The following is a 16,567-nucleotide window of genomic DNA, read 5'->3' on the forward strand; positions in this document are numbered from 1 at the left end:
GCGGATTCTATCCGCGTCTGCACCGGCGATCCACCGTTGCAGTCAAACAAAACGCGCCGCCGGTGCGTGACACCAGACGGCGCGTTTGATTTTCAATGCGGCGTGCATCATGGATGAATGTCACGCGATGCCGCACGCATCGTCACATCGCTTCGATGCTTATTCGACCTCGGCGATCAGCTCGATCTCGACGCACGCGCCGAGCGGAATCTGCGCGACTCCGAACGCCGAGCGCGCGTGCTTGCCGCGCTCGCCGAACACGTCGGCGATCAGCTCGGACGCGCCGTTCGTGACCAGATGCTGCTCGGTGAATTCGAGCGTCGAGTTGACGAGGCTCATCAGCTTGACGATGCGCGTGACGCGGTTCAGGTCGCCGACGTGCGCATGCAAGGTGGCGAGCAGATCGATCGCGATCGAGCGCGCCGCGGCCTTGCCTTCGTCGGTGCCCATCGTTGCGCCGAGCTTGCCGATCCACACCTTGCCGTCCTTCTTCGCGATGTGGCCCGACAGATACACCGTGTTGCCGCTTTGCGCGCTCATCACATAGGCCGCTGCCGGCGCACCCGCCGCCGGCAGTTCGATGCCGAGTTCCTTGAGCTTGTCGTACACATTCGATTGAGCCATGTCGTGTCCTCGTTTCGGTGAGATTGCATGAATGCAGGCGGGCGAAGTTCGCACGCAATGCGCGTGCGGACTTCGCCCCGATGTCAGTGCGGCTTACGCCGTTCAGATTTTCGCGCGCACGATTGCCGCGAGACGCGCCACGCCTTCGTCGATTTTAGCCGGTGGCACCGTGACGAACGACAGACGCAGCGTGTTGTGCTGCGCTTCGTTCGCGAAGAACGGCCCGCCCGGCACGAACGCGACGTTCTGCGCGACCGCTTCCTCGAGCAGCTTCATGCTGTCGATCTGCGCCGGCAGATTGACCCAGATGAACATGCCGCCTTCCGGACGGTTCCAGCTCACGCCTTCGGGCATATAGCGTTCGAGCGCGGCGAGCATCGCGTCGCACTGGTTGCGATACAGCTCGCGGATCGTCGGCACGTGCGTGTCGAGAAAGCCATCCTTGACCACTTCGTGGACGATGCGCTGCGTGAAGCTCGGCGTGTGCAGGTCGGTGGCCTGCTTGGCCTGCACGAGTTTGAAGATCAACTCTTCGGGCGCGATGATGAAGCCGACGCGCAGACCCGGCGCGAGCACCTTCGAGAACGAGCCGAGATAGACGATGTGATCGGGCGCCATCGACAGCATCGTCGGCAGCGGTTCGCCCGCGTAGTCGAGTGCGCCGTACGGGTCGTCCTCGATCACCGGGAACGGTGCGGTCTTCGCGAACTCGGCAAGCGCGCGGCGGCGTTCGACCGGCAGACGGCGGCCCGTCGGATTCTGGAAATTCGGTTGCGCGTACAGCAGACGCGCGCCTTTGGTCAGTTCCGGCTTGAGGCCTTCGGGGATCAGGCCTTGCTCGTCGGTCGGCACCTGCACGTAGTGCGGCTCGTACATCGAGAACGATTGCAGCGCGCCGAGGTAGGTCGGCGTTTCGACCAGCACCGGGCTACCCACGCAGACGAGCACCTTGCCGAGCAGGTCGAGCGCCTGTTGCGAGCCGGTCGTGATCAGCACCTGCGACGCACGGATCTGCGCGCCGTTGACCGAGTAGCGTTGCGCGACCCATTCGCGCAGCGGCAAATAGCCTTCGGTCGCGCTGTACTGCAGCGCCGCGGCAGGCGTGTCGCGCAGGATGCGGTCGGCCGCCTCGCGCATGCGCTCGGCCGGAAAAGTAGCCGGCGAGGGCAGGCCGCCTGCGAAGGAAATGACTTCGGGCCGTTCCGTGACCTTCAGGATCTCGCGGATCGCGGAGCTCGTGAGCTTGCGTGCGCGTTCGGACAATTGCCACGTCGGGGCTTTCAGGTCGCTTTGGTCCATGATCTCCTCTGCTGGTGTTTCTGGAACCGGTCAAAACTTCGATTATCGCGCGACTCGGCAACCGGTGCCGCTGGGGGGCCAACGGGGTTGCTGACTCGCGCGCTGCTTATCTGAGGGTCCGCGGACCCTCGGGTGTTTCAAATTCAGCGACGAGCGCCGCGGCGCCGTCGGTCGGCTGCACGTCGAGCAGGTGCGCGGCGTCGAGCCAGCGCAGTTGCTCGCCAATCAGCTCGGCCCGCGGATGCACCGCTTTCAGGGCCTTCAACGCGAGGTTCGTCTGCGCGAGCACCTGCGACGGATGACGCGTCGAGTCCCACTGGATCAGCGACGGCAGCACGCCGTCGCCGGCGCCTTGCCAGGCGGGGAACGAGCCGTCTTCAGGCACCGTCAGGCCCCATGTGAAATCGCCGCGCGTCATCGGCACGACTGGCGCGATGCGCTGCGGATACTGCGCCTGCCACGTCGCGAGATGCTTCGGCCGCTCGACGCGCGCGACCCAGTGCGATAGATACGGCCCGTTCTCGAGTCGCGCCTGCGTCGCCGGGTCGTCGAGCGCGAACAGGCGCGGGCGTGGCCCGACGCGATCGGCTGCGGTGTCGGCCGCGGCCTGCGGATCGACCGCGATTACTTCCAGATAGAGGCCGCCCCACAGTCCCAGCAGGCGGTTGTGGGTGCGCATCAGCGGATGCGCGCCGCCGCCGGTTGGTGCGACGCCGAGCGTATCGGCGACGTACTGGACGCCTTCGTCCAAAGTGCGCGCGCAGACTACCAGGTGATCGAGACTGAGCGAATGAGCTGTCGGGGTTGTCAGGGCTGTCATGGCGGGTCGACGGAAAACGCTGTTCTGCGCAAAGGCCCGGTGCGCGCCACGCGTGAAGGCTGCGCTGCCGGGGCCGTAAGCATAACCGTTTGCCGGATCGGCGCGCCATGCGGATGGTTTTGCATTGCGTCACCATCCTTCGCTGAATCCCAATGTAGCGGCCGAGACCTGCACAGTAACGGTACAATCGACGCGATACTGCTCAGTACAGTTGGAGCCCGTCATGTCTGTCCCGCTTGCCCAGATTCCTGCCCCGCATGACACCGCGTCGCTGACGCTGGTCGAACAGCTCGTCCAATGGGCGCGCCGCCGCATCGAGGAGCGCGTGTTTCGCCCCGGCATGCGCATGCCGTCGATCCGCAAGCTCGCGCTCGACAAGGGCGTGTCGCGCTTCACGGTAGTCGAAGCGTACGAGCGCCTCGTCGCGCAGGGTTTTCTGGAGTCGCGGCGCGGCTCCGGCTTCTATGTGCGCGAGCGCCAGGGCGGCGCGGCGACGGTCGCCGAGCTGCGCCCGCGCGCCGAAACCCTGCCCGCGCCAGCCAAAATCGACGTCGTCTGGCTGCTGCGCAACATGCTGCATACCGGCGCGCGGCCCGAGCGCAGCCCGGGGCTCGGCTATCTGCCGGCCGGTTGGCTCGATGGCGACCTGATCACCAACGCGTTGCGCACGCTGGGCCGGCAAAGCGGCATGCAGATGCTCGGCATCGGCACCGCGCAAGGTTTCCTGCCGCTGCGCCAGCAGTTGCAGACGCGACTCGAGGAACTGGAGATAGGGGCGTCGCCCGAGCAGATCGTAATGGTGTCCGGCATCACGCAGGCGATCGACCTCCTTTCGCGCATTTACGTGAAGCCGGGCGATGCGGTGATCGTCGGCGATCCTGCGTGGTTTCAGATGTTCGGCTGCTTCGCCTCGCAGGGCGCGCGGCTCGTCGGCATGCCGTACACGCCGGACGGCCCGGACCTCGACGCGCTCGAAGCGCTGGTCCAGGAATGGCGCCCCAAAATGCTGGTGATCAACTCGGTGCTGCAGAACCCGACCGGCACGTCGTTGACCGCCGCGCAGGCGTTCCGCATCCTGCGGCTTGCCGAAGCGTACGACTTCATCGTCGTCGAGGACGATATCTACGGCGATCTGTGCCCGCCCAGCTACGCGGGTACGCGGCTCGCGAGCCTCGATCAGCTCAAGCGCGTGATCTATCTCGGCAGCTTCTCGAAGACGCTTGCGCCGAATCTGCGTGTCGGTTTCATCGCATGCGCGCCGGAGGTCGCGACGGTGGTCGCCAATCAGAAGATGCTGGTCGGCATGACGAGCCCTGAACTCAACGAGCGCGTGATCTACAAAATTTTGACCGAAGGCCATTACCGGCGGCACGTCGAGCGCATTCGCGCGCGGCTCGACGGCGTGCGCGAGAAGGCCGTGCGGATGATCGAGAATACCGGCATGAAGCTGTTCCTGACGCCGACGGCCGGCATGTTCCTGTGGGCCGACACCGGCGTCGACGCGGGCGCGCTCGCCGCGGCCGGGCACGAAGCCGGCTTTCTGCTGACGCCGGGCGGGCTGTTTTCCCCGCAGCAGTCGCCGAGCACATGGATGCGCTTCAATATCGCCAATTGCGGCGATCCCGAGTTGCCGGCGTTCCTGAGCCGGTATCTGGACGGCGTCGCGCGGCGCGCCTCTTGAAACCGCGCCGGAGCGTCCCCATTTGCGCGGACGATCGGCGCGGCAGGCCCGAACCGCGTTTCGCCGCTGTCCACCCCCCCATTCGCAACAGAGAGGAAGTCCGACCATGGCACAAGAAACCATGAGCTTTCAGGCAGAAGTGAAGCAGCTTCTGCAACTGATGATCCATTCGCTGTACAGCAACAAGGAAATCTTTCTGCGCGAGCTGATCTCGAACGCGTCCGACGCGGCCGACAAGCTGCGCTTCGAGGCAATCGAAAACAGCGCGCTGTACGAAAACGATCCGAACCTGCGGATTCGCGTGTCGTTCGACAAGGCCGCGCGCACCGTCACAATCGACGACAACGGCATCGGCATGAGCCGCGACGAAACGATCGCGCACCTCGGCACGATCGCGCGATCGGGCACGAAAGAGTTCTTCGGCAAGCTGTCGGGCGACCAGCAGAAGGATGCGGCACTGATCGGCCAGTTCGGCGTGGGTTTCTACTCGGGCTTCATCGTCGCGGACAAGATCACTGTCGAAACGCGCCGCGCCGGTTTGCCGGCCTCGGAAGGCGTGCGCTGGGAAAGCGCGGGCGAGGGCGATTTCGCGGTCGAGACGATCGGGCGCGCCGCGCGCGGCACGACCATCACGCTGCATCTGCGTGCCGATGAGGACGAGCTGCTGTCGTCGTATCGCCTGAAGTCGATCATCCAGAAGTACTCGGACCACGTCGCGCTGCCGATCCTGATGAACAAGGAAGAGTGGGACGCGGAAAAGAGCGAGATGGTCACGAAGGACGAGGATGAGACCGTCAATCAGGCGAGCGCGCTGTGGACCCGTTCGAAGAACGACATCAGCGACGATCAATACAAGCAGTTCTACCAGCACATCTCGCACGATCATCAGGACCCGCTGACGTGGACGCATAACCGTGTTGAAGGCCGCAGCGAATACACGCAGCTGCTGTACGTGCCGGCGCATGCGCCGTTCGATCTGTGGAACCGCGAGCAGCGTGGCGGCCTGAAGCTGTACGTGAAGCGCGTGTTCATCATGGACGACGCCGAGCAACTGCTGCCCACGTATCTGCGCTTCGTGAAGGGCGTCGTCGATTCGGCCGATCTGCCTCTGAACGTGTCGCGCGAAATCCTGCAGGAAAGCCGTGACGTGAAGGCGATCCGCGAAGGCGTGACGAAGCGCGCGCTGTCGATGCTCGAAGAACTCGCGAACTCGGAGAACGACGCCGATAAGGAAAAGTACGCGGGCTTCTGGAAAGAGTTCGGCCAGGTGCTGAAGGAAGGCATCGGCGAGGACTCCGCCAATCGCGAGCGTGTCGCAAAGCTCGTGCGCTTCGCGTCGACGCATACGGGAACGACTGAGCAGACGGTGGCGCTGGCCGACTACGTCGCTCGCATGAAGCCTGAGCAGACGAAGATCTACTACGTGACCGCCGACACCTGGCAGGCCGCGTCGAACAGCCCGCATCTCGAAGTGTTCCGCAAGAAGGGCGTCGAAGTGCTGCTGCTGACCGATCGCGTCGATGAATGGATGCTGTCGTTCCTGAATGAATTCGACGGCAAGCCGCTGCAAAGCGTCGCGCGCGGCGACCTCGATCTCGGCGCGCTGAACGACGAGGAAAAACAGGCGCAGGAGAAGATCGGCGAAGAATTCAAGCCGCTCGTCGAGAAGATGAAGGATGCGCTGAAGGACAAGGCGAAGGACGTGCGTCTGACGTTCCGCCTGACCGACTCGCCGTCGTGCCTCGTCGCCGACGACGGCGAAATGAGCGGCTACCTGCAGCGCATGCTGAAGGCCGCGGGCCAGCAGGCGCCGGAGTTCCATCCGATTCTCGAAGTGAATCCGGAGCACGCGCTGGTGAAGGGCCTGCATGCGGATAGCGCGAATTTCGACGACTGGTGCCATCTGCTGTTCGATCAGGCCCTGCTCGCCGAAGGCGGCGCGCTGGAAGATCCGGCGAGCTTCGTGAAGCGCACCAATGCGTTGCTGCTGTCGCGCGCGGGTTGAACGTGAGTTGGGAGCGTTGATCACGTTGTTGGATTGACCCTTCGTGGTTGAGAGATGCGCTGCTTTGGCAGCGCATTTTTTTGTCTTCTGGATTGCGTCGGATTCTTGCCTGGAGGAGTGCGCGCAATGAGCGCAAGCGTTGCTGCGAAAAAATGCAGTCAGACCGCGCCGCTATAATCCGACACCATGTCTATCCGTTTCGATCCCGCTGACGCCCACTGGCGCGTCGCGCCTTTGGCCACTTTCAGCGCCGCCCAGAAAGACTGGCTGACCCGCGGCGGTTCACTGACCGCGCATCTGCGCGCGCTCGGAGCGGTCGCGGTACGCGTGACGCGCGAAGCGGTCGCGCTGCCGTGGTCCGACGAAGCCGCCGCGCTCGGACTCGCGCCGCGCGCGCCGGTGTGGGTGCGCGAAGTGGTGCTGTCGGTCGATGACGTGCCGTTCGTCGCCGCGCATAGCGTGACGCCACGCGCCGCGAGCGTCGGCATCTGGCAGGCGACGCGGCGGCTGCGCACGCGGCCCCTCGCGGAGTTGCTGTATAGCGATAGCAGTGTCGCGCGTTCGTCGCTGGTGAGCCGCAGGGTGGGGGAACAGCATCCGTTGTATCGGTTGGCCGCGCGTGAATTCGACGGCGGCGATCGGCAAGCGCCGCATGCGCTGGTCGCGCGTCGCTCGGTGTTCGAGCGTCATGGCGCGCCGCTGATGGTGACCGAATGCATGTTGCCGGCATTGTGGGAGCATTTGCGTGCGTTGGACGCGGCCGCTCGCGCGCACGCTGCCGCCTCAGGCGCCGGCGCGGCGCATATCGCGCACGGGCGGATGCGCGAACACGGTCGTCCACTCGATCACACCGCGTCGCGCGCGCACAGCGTGCCGCGTAGCGCCGACGAGCGGAGCCGCTGATGTTGCGCGGCTTTCCCCCGGTCGTCGCTGCCGACACGCACACGCTGATACTCGGCAGTTTTCCCGGCGAAGCGTCGCTGGCCGCGGTGCAGTACTACGCGCACCCGCGCAATCAGTTCTGGAAGTTATTAGGTGCCGTGTTTGGCGAATCGGAATTGCATGCGCTCGACTACGATGCGCGTCTCGAACGCGTGTTGAAGCACGGCGTCGGCATCTGGGACGTGCTCGCCGCGTGCCATCGTGAAGGCAGTCTTGATTCGGCGATCCGGAATGCGAAGCCGAACGACTTCGATTCGCTGCTCGAGCATGCGCCGTTGCTGAAGAAGGTTTGCTTCAACGGCAAGACCGCAGGGCGATTTGCCGAAGTGATCGGGGCTGCCGGGTATGAAACGCTCGTGCTGCCTTCGTCGAGCCCGGCGAATGCGACGCTTTCTTTCGATCAGAAGCTTGTCATTTGGCAGGGAATCCGCTGCTGACTGCGGCGAATCCCCGTTCCAGGATCAGTAGTGCCGCGATAGATTCGTTTGGATCGACGTGGGCAGTGCGGCGCGGTCTGGCGAACGGCGAGTTCCAAGGTTATAACCGCCGTTGGCCATGATCAAGATCGCCGCACTGTCCTGCGCCAAACAAGCCATACGAACTTTGCATCCGGCGGCAAATTCGCTCATGGCGACTGCACCTGCACCGGAGCCCACGGCTGGCCCGACGCCTGCGGGGCGATCACGAGGTAGCGGTGCTTGTCATCGGAGGAACTCACACCTGGCGTGACCAGTTGACGAATCTGGCCGAGCGCGTTGACGATCGCGGAGCCCGCTGGATTGGTCATGAAGTTCGCGAGAACTTGCACGTTGCCAGTGCCGTCGGGATTGTCGGCCAGGCCCAGCACATAGGGCTGCTTCGCTTGCAGGCCGGTGACGGCGGCCTGGAGCACCTGCACGAGACCCTGATCAAACAACGCGACAGTCGTCGGTGCATCGGCGGCGTCTGTCGGCTTGGTCGATCCCGCCGGCACTAATGTAATGTGGGCACTCTGACCAGCGAGGCCGAGTGCCTGCAGGTTCTGCGACCCATCACCTTCCGGCACCGCGTTCGGCACATAGGTGACTGCTTGCGGCGCCTGCCCGATCGGTATGGTTGCGATGACCTTGTTGGTCAGCGTATCGATTGCAGTCATTGCATCGGCGTTCTCGAGACCGACGTAGATGCGGCTACCGTCACCCGACGGCCAGAGCCCATGCGGCAGGTTACCGACCGGAACTGTCGCGACCTGCGAGAAGTCATCCGTTCGGAACACCTTGACAACATTCAGGCCGCCGACCGTCACGTACGCGAACATGCCGTTGGCGTTATGCACGATGTTTACATGGTTGGTAATCGGGCCCGTGTCGAGTGTCTTGATCAGCGCGAATGGCGGCCTCGCATCGAACACCTGCACCTTACCCACGTCCTTGAGCGTGAACCAGACCTGCTTGCCGTCAGGGGTCGCGGCAATGTCCGGACAGAACGGGCTTGCCTGCTTGACTGCGCCGACGATCTTGTGGTCAGCCACGGAAACTATCTCAGTCTCCGGATTGAAGGATGAGCAGACGTAACCATACTTCCCGTCCGATGAGAAGATTTGCATGCCAGGGCCAGCTGGGACAGTTATGCGTGTTTTCTCCTCGAACGTCGTCCCGTCGAGTACCGCGACGTAGTTTTCGCCGCGCACGGTCACCCAGACTTCCTTTCCATCAGGCGTAAAGAAGGCCTCGTGAGGCGAGCGGCCAACGTAGGTGACATGATTGATGGCGTTCGTCTGCGTATCGATGAATGAAACCGAGTTCGATCCGATGGAGACGACCGCGATCGTGCGATGGTCCGGTGAGTAACCCATCCCATGCACCAGCAATTGGCCTTTGTACAACGGACTGAAATTGCCCGGCGACGGGTCGCCGAGGCGAATCAGGCCGACCAGCTTGTTGTCGGCCGGGTCGATCACCGACACCGTGTTCGAAAACTGCTCGGCGGCATAAACCCGATCATGGTGGCTTACCGGAATGTCGGGATCGGCGAGCGATCCCGGCGCCTGCCCTGCCCAGGCGTGCTGCGCTGCGGCCAGCGCGGCTGCAGACAGTGCGATGGTGAAAATTGTTGTGGGTTTCATCACTGCTCCTCTCGCGTAGTGTTCGGCATATCCATTTGCATGCCGGGGTGGGGCGTCGGGTGGGTGTGGGCGGCGGGAGCGGAAGCCGGCTTTTGCTGGTCTTGAGCAGGCGCCGACGGCGGCAATGGCTGGCCGAGCGCGACGCGCATGGCGACAATTTCCTGCTGTTGCTCGACGACGATTTCTTGCGCGATGCGACGCAATTGTTCGTTGTGGCCATAGCGCAGTTCAGCCTGTGCCATGTCGATGGCGCCTTGATGGTGAGGCACCATCATTGCGACGAAATCACGATCGACATCGCCTGTCGGCTTCACGGACATACCTTCCATCATCCTTGTCATGGCGGCATCGTTCTCCGCCAGAAAGGGCGCTTCGTCAGAAGCCGCGGTCTGCAAACCTGCAGTGAATGCACGCGAATCACAAAGCGCTGAGATCGCAAGGGCGATGACGACGCTCAGGATCGTTCGCGCGGTACGAGGAACGGGGGTGCGCACGATGATTCTCCTGTTGTGGTTGGCACGTGTCTCATTCGAGTGAACCCGTCGGATGCGAGGTTATTCCGTGTGCCTGACACTTTTTTCGCGGAAGACGTGCTGGCTTGACCTTTCGAGCTTTCCGGAGGCCCATGTTCGCAGTCCACACCAAAGTGTCGCTCCGAATCACGGCATCTTTGTCCGAGGACGCGACGAACATGATCGCCGCATGAAGGTCCGTTGCTGGACGCCGAGCCGACATTTGAGTGACAGCCCGGGCTCTCGGGGGAGAGGCCGGAGTTGGCCGCATCTTGCCGCATACCGCTTGCAGAGGTTTGCAATCTGCCCGGTCGATTTAGACCTGCTGCCCTACGTTGAGAATTTTCATCATTTATGGCGCAACCATCAGGAATTTTCACAACGCACGGCACAGGCCAGGACATGCGTGCCACCGTTAGTGAAAAAGCCCTTTGGAATCAGCGTCGCGGTTTTCACTTGCCGCGTCACTCGACACGAGGATCGCTTTCTGCACGGCGCTCGTGCAACCCGGTCATGTCGGGCCGATAGCAAGCGTGTCACGAAACACGCCCGCACCCAGCATTGCGTCTGTCAGCAGTGACGGCAGCGCTGCAAGCACCCGCTCAATGCGTGCATCAGGAGCGGCATCAGGCGACGTCCGCTCGGGCGGAGTGCCCAAAGGCTCGGCAACACCGGAGCATCATCACCGGTAACGTCTTTTTTGTCCATTTCAGACTTTTATTTTATTTTTCGCCTATAGTCCCAATGCGGATACGCCGCCAGGGACAGGGGCGCCGTCCGGGGGGACAGTGCCGTTCAGGTCGCTGGCCTCCGGTGCGCAGTCCTTACAACAAGCCGTTCTGAACTGGATACACCACTCCTAGGAGCGAATAAGATGAAGAAACTGATTGCAGCCTTTTCGGTTACCCTGCTTGCCATATCCGCAGGCGCCGCCCACGCAAAGGACTGGAGCACCATCCGCTTTGGCACCGACGCGACCTATGCACCGTTCGAATCGAAGGCAGCCGATGGCAAGCTTGTCGGTTTCGACATCGATCTCGGCAATGAAATCTGCGCGCGCCTGAAAGCGAAGTGTGTGTGGTCCGAAAACGACTTCGACGGGATGATCCCGGCCCTGAAGGCCAGGAAGTTCGATGCGGTGCTGTCGTCGATGTCGATCACGCCGCAACGGGCCGAACAGATCGCCTTCTCGACAAAGATCTACAACCAGCCGACACGCCTCGTCGTGAAGAAGGGCGCGACGATCCTGCCGACTGTGGAGTCGCTGAAGGGCAAGTCGGTGGGAGTCGAGCAGGGCACGACCCAGGAAACCTATGCGAAGACCTTCTGGGCACCGAAGGGAGCGAACGTCGTGTCATACGAGAATCAGGATCAGGTCTATGCCGATCTTCTGTCGGGCCGCCTGGATGCGACGCTGCAGGACGAAGTGCAGGCTGACCTGGGCTTCCTGAAGACGCCCCGCGGCGCGGGCTACCAGTTCGTCGGCGAAGAACTGGTCGACGAAAAGGTGCTCGGCGTCGGCGCTGGCATCGGTCTGCGCAAGGACGACCCCGACCTGAAGGCAAAGATCGATCAAGCCATCGCGGACATGCTCAAGGACGGCACTTACAAGAAACTCGCGGCCAAGTACTTCGCCTTCGACATTTACGGCGGTTGATGGGATGCTGTGCGGGGGGCGTAGCCCTGCGCACGATGCCTGAGATTGGAAGCGCGCGATGCTGCGATAAAACGCGAGCTACGCGCGCCGCGCAACCTCGGAGGCAACGGCCCGCATGGAGGAGGGCTACGGGAAGGGCCGGCCGGTCAGGGGCTCGTCGATGTCAAATTGACCAAAACCCCAACATATTCTGGTTCCTGGTCGGTGAGGTGATAGAACGGGATCTGGTTGACATGGACTATCCGGCCCGGCTCGACGCGTTGCTCGAACAGTCGCCGGTATGTCTGCTCGCTTCGCGCGATGCGATGCCACGGGCAATGAATTCGCTTTGGTTGCGACGGCGTTCAATGCTCTCGCGGATCGATTGCTCGACGAAACCCGACAGCGTTTCTCCTTCGCCGAGGACGCTTTCGGCGGCGTCGCGTAGTTCCGGTTCAACCCGGATGGATGGAAAGGCGGCAAATTTCATGGGGTCTCACAAAGCATCGCAATTGCGATGCTTTATCCGCCGCTAGCCATGCTGGCGCAAGTCAACCGGTCGGCCGAATCCACCGTCATAGCTTGAGTGCAAGGAACCGGGTGCCGTCCACCGGATTCTCGTAGTAGGGCGCGGTTTCGACGAACCCCAACCGCTCGTAAATGCCCTGTGCAAAACGGGTTTGCGGAACTGAGTCGAGAACCAGCGTCGAGAATCCCAATGACTTCGCTTTCCTGATCACCGATGTGACCAGCGTTTCGCCAAGCGACAACCCTCTGAATGCTTCGCGAACATAGAGCCGCTTGATTTCCGCGGTCTCTGCCGTATGACGAAGCAGCCCCGCGCAACCGGCGAGTTCGCCGCCGGCGTCTGCGACGAAGAACATGCCGGATGGCAAGGTATAAACGGGTTCGAACGCGTCCATTTCAGCGTCGAATCCCCGGTACGACAGATCCATATCCAGCCAGCGGACATACTCGCGGATCAAGGCGACGAGGCTGTGCGTATCGGCGGGGAAAACGGCTTCGCGAACGATCGGCCGCGGCGTTTGCATGGCGGCTCTCAGATCCATACGTCGTTTTCGGCCGTTCTTTCGTTGGTCGTATCGCCGGTGTTGACGACGCCGCGCGGTTCGATCAGCAGCAGCTTCACTTCGGACCCGGCATACGGCTTGTGCTCGACTCCCTTTGGAACCACCGCCATTTCTCCGGGCAACAGTTCGATCGAACGGTCGCGGAAGTCGATGCGCAACCGGCCTTCGAGGACGATGAACGTTTCGTCGGTATCGGCATGCCGATGCCAGACGAAATCGCCGACTAGCTTTACGACCTTGAACTGATAGTCATTCATTTCAGCAACGACGCGCGGCTGCCAGTGGCCGTCGATCTGACTGATCTTGTCGAGCAGGTTGATCGTCTTGTATTGGCCGCGTTGCTCCGGTGTTGGCTGGGAATCGCTGTGCATGGTGGCTCCATTGCGGTGATACGTGGAACAGAGCTTAGTCCGGCCGCCGGCGGGTGTCTTGAACGATCGTGCAGGCTTGCGCTAGCCGGCGCGCCGATCGCTCATTATCGCGAGCCAACGTGCGGGAGGGATTCCGTACGCGTGGCGAAAATGTCGGGTCATGTGGCTCTGGTCGGCGAAGCCGGCGGCGGCCGCGGTGTCCACGAGGCAAACGCCGCGCAGCATCATCGCGCGCGCCGCTTCGAGCCGGCGCATGACCAGATAGTGATGGGGACTGGTACCGTAAAAGGTTCTGAAATCGCGCGACAGGCTCCAGCGGTCCTCTCCGCTGACGGCGGCGAGTTCATCGAGCGTGACGGCGCGGGTGCACGATGCATGCAGATATTCCCGCGCCCGCTGCGCTGCCGCGAAATTTGCGGATTTGCGCGTCGGTCGTGCGCCCGACGCGTTATCCAGCGCGAGCGCGAGGCCGGCGAGAGCGTCGTCGCGTTCGAGTGGCTCCGCGTCGCCGCGCATCTGGCGCAGCGCTGCTTTCGTCGCTTCGAACAGGCGCGGATCGTTCGTGACCCCGCCTTCGACGAACGGCAGGGGGCGGCCGCCGAGGACTTCCTGGATCGCAGCGGGCTGTACGTAAATCATCTGGTAACGAAATCCCTCCTTCGTGCCGGCCTGACCGTCGTGCACTTCGTCGGGATGGAGAACCATCGTCTGTCCGGGCAGGCTGGTGCGCAAACCGCGCCGGTAATGGAAGCATTGGACGCCTGAGAGGGTCAGGCCAATCGCATACGTGTCGTGCCGATGCATCGAGTACGCGTTGCCATGGAAAAACGCTTCGATGCGTTCGATTCCGTCAGTGGGTTCCGAACGGGAAATCCAGTCGGATTGGAGTTGGTTGATGTCGTCGTCCATCACACGCTCCGGCTTGGTTTGGCAGATCTGCGGGAACATCGAGATCAGATCATTGTAGCGGCGCGAATGCTCGCACGCCTGGCATGCGTGATAGTGCGACTGACCGAATTCTCCCCGTAGCACAAAAATGAGGCAGAATCCAAACGAGCGACCCGCTGCGCGAAGCCGTCCGCCGTGTTCGCTTAAGCGTTCCGCTCAGGCGTTCCGGGGCCCCGCATCGCCATGTGCCAGGGTCCTCGTGTTGTCGTTTTCCTGATCGAAATTTGCGCATCCTGCCCCGTATCACGCGCGAGATGCCTTTCAACCGCCCGCCCAGAGCCCAGCAATGACGACCCAGCAACCGACCATCATCTACACCCTCACCGACGAGGCCCCGCTGCTCGCGACCGCGGCGTTCCTGCCGATCATCCGGACCTTCACCGCGCCGGCCGGCATCGAGGTCGAGACCAGCGACATTTCGGTCGCGGGCCGCATCCTCGGCGAGTTCCCAGAGTTTCTGACCGAAGCGCAGCGCGTGCCCGACAATCTCGCGGAACTGGGTCGCCTGACCTCGTTGCCCGACACCAACATCATCAAGCTTCCCAACATCAGCGCATCGGTGCCGCAACTGACGAGCGCGATCAGGGAACTGCAGGCTAAGGGCTACAAGGTGCCCGACTATCCGGAAGATCCGAAGACCGACGAAGAGAAGGCGATCCGTCAGCGCTACTCCAAGTGTCTCGGCAGCGCGGTGAACCCGGTGCTGCGCGAGGGCAATTCGGACCGTCGCGCACCGGCCGCGGTGAAGAACTACGCGCGCAAGCATCCGCACAGCATGGCCGAATGGAGCATGGCGTCGCGCACGCACGTCGCGCACATGCGGCACGGCGACTTCTATCACGGCGAAAAATCGATGACGCTCGATCACGCGCGCGACGTGAAGATGGAACTCGTCACGAAGAGCGGCAAGACGCTCGTGCTGAAACCGAAGGTCGCGCTGCTGGACGGCGAGATTATCGACAGCATGTTCATGAGCCGGAAGGCGCTGCTCGCGTTCTATGAAGAGCAGATGGAAGACGCGCGCAAGACCGGCGTGATGCTGTCGCTGCACGTGAAGGCGACGATGATGAAGATTTCGCACCCGATCGTCTTCGGCCACGCGGTGAAGGTGTTCTACAAGGATGCGTTCGCCAAGCACGGCAAGCTCTTCGACGAGCTCGGCGTGAACGTCAACAACGGCCTCGTCAATCTGTACGAGAAACTGGAGACGTTGCCGGAATCGCAGCGCGAAGAAGTGATCCGCGACATGCACGCGTGTCACGAGCATCGTCCGGAACTGGCGATGGTCGATTCGGCAAAGGGCATCTCGAACCTGCACGCGCCGAACGACGTGATCGTCGACGCGTCGATGCCGGCGATGATCCGCCTCGGCGGCAAGATGTGGGGCGCCGACGGCCGTCCGAAAGACACCAAGGCGGTGATTCCGGAGAGCACGTTCGCGCGTATCTATCAGGAGATGATCAACTTCTGCAAGACCAACGGCGCATTCGATCCGGTCACGATGGGCACCGTGCCGAACGTCGGCCTGATGGCGCAGAAGGCCGAGGAATACGGCTCGCACGACAAGACCTTCGAAGTGCCGGAGGACGGCGAGGCGCGCATCGTGGATCTTGCGACCGGCGAGGTGCTGCTCACGCAGAACGTCGAGCAGGGCGACATCTGGCGCATGTGCCAGGTGAAGGACGCGGCGATCCGCGATTGGGTCAAGCTCGCGGTCACGCGCGTGCGCAATTCGGGCACGCCCGCGGTGTTCTGGCTCGACCCGTATCGCCCGCACGAAGCGGAACTGATCAAGAAGGTCGAGACCTACCTGAAGGATTACGACACCACGGGCCTCGACATCCAGATCATGTCGCAGGTGCGCGCGATGCGTTACACGCTCGAGCGCGTCGTGCGCGGGCTCGATACGATTTCGGTCACCGGCAACATCCTGCGCGATTATCTGACCGACCTGTTCCCGATCATGGAGCTGGGCACGAGCGCGAAGATGCTGTCGATCGTGCCGCTGATGGCGGGCGGCGGCATGTACGAGACCGGCGCCGGCGGTTCGGCGCCGAAGCACGTGAAGCAGCTCGTCGAAGAGAACCATCTGCGCTGGGACTCGCTTGGCGAATTCCTCGCGCTGGCGGTGTCGCTTGAAGAACTGGGCATCAAGACCGGCAACAACAAGGCGAAGATCCTCGCGAAGACGCTCGACACCGCGACCGGCAAGCTGCTCGAGAACAATCGCAGCCCGAGCCCGAAGACCGGCGAGCTAGACAATCGCGGCAGCCAGTTCTATCTGGCAATGTTCTGGGCGCAGGAGCTGGCCGCGCAAACGGACGACGCCGAGCTCGCCGCGCAGTTCGCGCCGCTCGCGACGCAGCTGAGCGCCAACGAGCAGGTGATTCTCGCGGAGCTCGCCTCGGTGCAGGGCAAGCCGGCGGACATCGGCGGCTATTACAAGCCGGACTTCGACAAGCTCGCCGAGGTGATGCGGCCGAGCCGCACGTTGAACGAGGCGCTCAAGTCGGTTCGCGTCGAGTGACGTGACG

The 16,567-nt window shown here is 62.8% G+C and carries 16 protein-coding genes; 6 read left to right on the forward strand and 10 right to left on the reverse strand.

All coding sequences use genetic code 11. From position 1 onward, the window contains the following. Positions 1 to 159 precede the first annotated feature (159 nt). The 3 genes from L0U81_RS04360 to L0U81_RS04370 form a co-directional block, all read right to left on the reverse strand. Positions 160 to 624 carry a RidA family protein gene (locus L0U81_RS04360; RefSeq protein WP_233800348.1) on the reverse strand — a complete coding sequence of 155 codons (465 nt, stop codon included), beginning with the start codon at positions 622 to 624 and terminating at the stop codon, positions 160 to 162. A 102-nt stretch (positions 625 to 726) separates the two neighbouring features. Then, positions 727 to 1,923: an aminotransferase-like domain-containing protein gene (locus tag L0U81_RS04365; RefSeq protein WP_233800349.1), complete on the reverse strand. Its 1,197-nt coding sequence runs from the start codon at positions 1,921 to 1,923 to the stop codon at positions 727 to 729. A gap of 106 nt (positions 1,924 to 2,029) precedes the next feature. Continuing rightward, positions 2,030 to 2,743 carry a VOC family protein gene (locus L0U81_RS04370; RefSeq protein ID WP_233800350.1) on the reverse strand — a complete coding sequence of 238 codons (714 nt, stop codon included), beginning with the start codon at positions 2,741 to 2,743 and terminating at the stop codon, positions 2,030 to 2,032. Between the two features lie 223 nt (positions 2,744 to 2,966). On the opposite strand from L0U81_RS04370, the gene L0U81_RS04375 reads away from it, so the two are divergent. From L0U81_RS04375 to L0U81_RS04390, 4 genes are all read left to right on the forward strand, one after another. Beyond that, complete coding sequence (locus L0U81_RS04375; protein WP_233800351.1) at positions 2,967 to 4,424, forward strand: aminotransferase-like domain-containing protein; 1,458 nt, start codon at positions 2,967 to 2,969, stop codon at positions 4,422 to 4,424. Between the two features lie 106 nt (positions 4,425 to 4,530). Further along, the gene (gene htpG, locus L0U81_RS04380; protein ID WP_233800352.1) at positions 4,531 to 6,429 is read left to right on the forward strand and encodes a molecular chaperone HtpG; all 1,899 of its coding nucleotides are present in this window, start codon (positions 4,531 to 4,533) and stop codon (positions 6,427 to 6,429) included. 186 nt (positions 6,430 to 6,615) lie between these two features. After that, positions 6,616 to 7,332 (forward strand): chorismate--pyruvate lyase family protein, encoded by a 717-nt coding sequence (locus tag L0U81_RS04385; protein ID WP_233800353.1) that lies wholly within the window; start codon positions 6,616 to 6,618, stop codon positions 7,330 to 7,332. After that, positions 7,332 to 7,808 (forward strand): DNA-deoxyinosine glycosylase, encoded by a 477-nt coding sequence (locus tag L0U81_RS04390; protein ID WP_233800354.1) that lies wholly within the window; start codon positions 7,332 to 7,334, stop codon positions 7,806 to 7,808. Before L0U81_RS04385 ends, L0U81_RS04390 begins: the two co-directional genes overlap by 1 nt. Positions 7,809 to 7,832: 24 nt before the next feature. Here L0U81_RS04390 and L0U81_RS04395 read toward each other — a convergent pair whose 3' ends face one another. From L0U81_RS04395 to L0U81_RS04405, 3 genes are read right to left on the reverse strand one after another with little or no spacing between them, the layout of a single operon-like run. Then, positions 7,833 to 8,000 carry a hypothetical protein gene (locus L0U81_RS04395; protein ID WP_233800355.1) on the reverse strand — a complete coding sequence of 56 codons (168 nt, stop codon included), beginning with the start codon at positions 7,998 to 8,000 and terminating at the stop codon, positions 7,833 to 7,835. Then, positions 7,997 to 9,475, reverse strand: a complete 1,479-nt coding sequence (locus L0U81_RS04400) for a YncE family protein (RefSeq protein WP_233800356.1) — start codon at positions 9,473 to 9,475, stop codon at positions 7,997 to 7,999. Before L0U81_RS04400 ends, L0U81_RS04395 begins: the two co-directional genes overlap by 4 nt. Then, positions 9,475 to 9,969 (reverse strand): DUF305 domain-containing protein, encoded by a 495-nt coding sequence (locus L0U81_RS04405; protein ID WP_233800357.1) that lies wholly within the window; start codon positions 9,967 to 9,969, stop codon positions 9,475 to 9,477. The genes L0U81_RS04400 and L0U81_RS04405 overlap by 1 nt, the downstream gene beginning before the upstream one ends. An 892-nt stretch (positions 9,970 to 10,861) precedes the next feature. Here L0U81_RS04405 and L0U81_RS04410 point away from each other — a divergent pair. Next, the gene (locus tag L0U81_RS04410; RefSeq protein ID WP_233800358.1) at positions 10,862 to 11,644 is read left to right on the forward strand and encodes an ABC transporter substrate-binding protein; all 783 of its coding nucleotides are present in this window, start codon (positions 10,862 to 10,864) and stop codon (positions 11,642 to 11,644) included. 238 nt (positions 11,645 to 11,882) lie between these two features. On the opposite strand, the gene L0U81_RS04415 is transcribed toward L0U81_RS04410, so the two are convergent. The 4 genes from L0U81_RS04415 to L0U81_RS04430 form a co-directional block, all read right to left on the reverse strand. After that, positions 11,883 to 12,113, reverse strand: coding sequence for a YlcI/YnfO family protein (locus L0U81_RS04415; RefSeq protein WP_233800359.1), 231 nt, complete (start codon positions 12,111 to 12,113; stop codon positions 11,883 to 11,885). Between the two features lie 85 nt (positions 12,114 to 12,198). Continuing rightward, positions 12,199 to 12,693, reverse strand: a complete 495-nt coding sequence (locus L0U81_RS04420) for a GNAT family N-acetyltransferase (RefSeq protein ID WP_233800360.1) — start codon at positions 12,691 to 12,693, stop codon at positions 12,199 to 12,201. Then, positions 12,684 to 13,085, reverse strand: coding sequence for a cupin domain-containing protein (locus tag L0U81_RS04425; RefSeq protein WP_233800361.1), 402 nt, complete (start codon positions 13,083 to 13,085; stop codon positions 12,684 to 12,686). Before L0U81_RS04425 ends, L0U81_RS04420 begins: the two co-directional genes overlap by 10 nt. Positions 13,086 to 13,166: 81 nt before the next feature. Then, positions 13,167 to 13,994 carry an AraC family transcriptional regulator gene (locus L0U81_RS04430; RefSeq protein ID WP_233800362.1) on the reverse strand — a complete coding sequence of 276 codons (828 nt, stop codon included), beginning with the start codon at positions 13,992 to 13,994 and terminating at the stop codon, positions 13,167 to 13,169. A 325-nt stretch (positions 13,995 to 14,319) separates the two neighbouring features. Here L0U81_RS04430 and L0U81_RS04435 point away from each other — a divergent pair, with 325 nt between their 5' ends. Then, positions 14,320 to 16,560 carry an NADP-dependent isocitrate dehydrogenase gene (locus L0U81_RS04435; RefSeq protein ID WP_233800363.1) on the forward strand — a complete coding sequence of 747 codons (2,241 nt, stop codon included), beginning with the start codon at positions 14,320 to 14,322 and terminating at the stop codon, positions 16,558 to 16,560. The last annotated feature ends 7 nt before the right edge of the window (positions 16,561 to 16,567 follow it).

The organism is Paraburkholderia sp. HP33-1 (assembly GCF_021390595.1).
In the GTDB taxonomy this organism is placed as follows: domain Bacteria; phylum Pseudomonadota; class Gammaproteobacteria; order Burkholderiales; family Burkholderiaceae; genus Paraburkholderia.

Excerpts from the sequence above, each read along its gene's own strand:
- L0U81_RS04415 (WP_233800359.1), bottom strand. The coding sequence starts at position 12,113 with ATGAAATTTGCCGCCTTTCCATCCATCCGGGTTGAACCGGAACTACGC.
- L0U81_RS04435 (WP_233800363.1), top strand. The coding sequence starts at position 14,320 with ATGACGACCCAGCAACCGACCATCATCTACACCCTCACCGACGAGGCC.
- L0U81_RS04375 (WP_233800351.1), top strand. The coding sequence starts at position 2,967 with ATGTCTGTCCCGCTTGCCCAGATTCCTGCCCCGCATGACACCGCGTCG.
- L0U81_RS04420 (WP_233800360.1), bottom strand. The coding sequence starts at position 12,693 with ATGGATCTGAGAGCCGCCATGCAAACGCCGCGGCCGATCGTTCGCGAA.
- L0U81_RS04390 (WP_233800354.1), top strand. The coding sequence starts at position 7,332 with ATGTTGCGCGGCTTTCCCCCGGTCGTCGCTGCCGACACGCACACGCTG.
- L0U81_RS04425 (WP_233800361.1), bottom strand. The coding sequence starts at position 13,085 with ATGCACAGCGATTCCCAGCCAACACCGGAGCAACGCGGCCAATACAAG.
- L0U81_RS04385 (WP_233800353.1), top strand. The coding sequence starts at position 6,616 with ATGTCTATCCGTTTCGATCCCGCTGACGCCCACTGGCGCGTCGCGCCT.
- L0U81_RS04400 (WP_233800356.1), bottom strand. The coding sequence starts at position 9,475 with ATGAAACCCACAACAATTTTCACCATCGCACTGTCTGCAGCCGCGCTG.
- L0U81_RS04360 (WP_233800348.1), bottom strand. The coding sequence starts at position 624 with ATGGCTCAATCGAATGTGTACGACAAGCTCAAGGAACTCGGCATCGAA.
- htpG (WP_233800352.1), top strand. The coding sequence starts at position 4,531 with ATGGCACAAGAAACCATGAGCTTTCAGGCAGAAGTGAAGCAGCTTCTG.
- L0U81_RS04430 (WP_233800362.1), bottom strand. The coding sequence starts at position 13,994 with ATGGACGACGACATCAACCAACTCCAATCCGACTGGATTTCCCGTTCG.
- L0U81_RS04365 (WP_233800349.1), bottom strand. The coding sequence starts at position 1,923 with ATGGACCAAAGCGACCTGAAAGCCCCGACGTGGCAATTGTCCGAACGC.
- L0U81_RS04410 (WP_233800358.1), top strand. The coding sequence starts at position 10,862 with ATGAAGAAACTGATTGCAGCCTTTTCGGTTACCCTGCTTGCCATATCC.
- L0U81_RS04370 (WP_233800350.1), bottom strand. The coding sequence starts at position 2,743 with ATGACAGCCCTGACAACCCCGACAGCTCATTCGCTCAGTCTCGATCAC.
- L0U81_RS04395 (WP_233800355.1), bottom strand. The coding sequence starts at position 8,000 with ATGAGCGAATTTGCCGCCGGATGCAAAGTTCGTATGGCTTGTTTGGCG.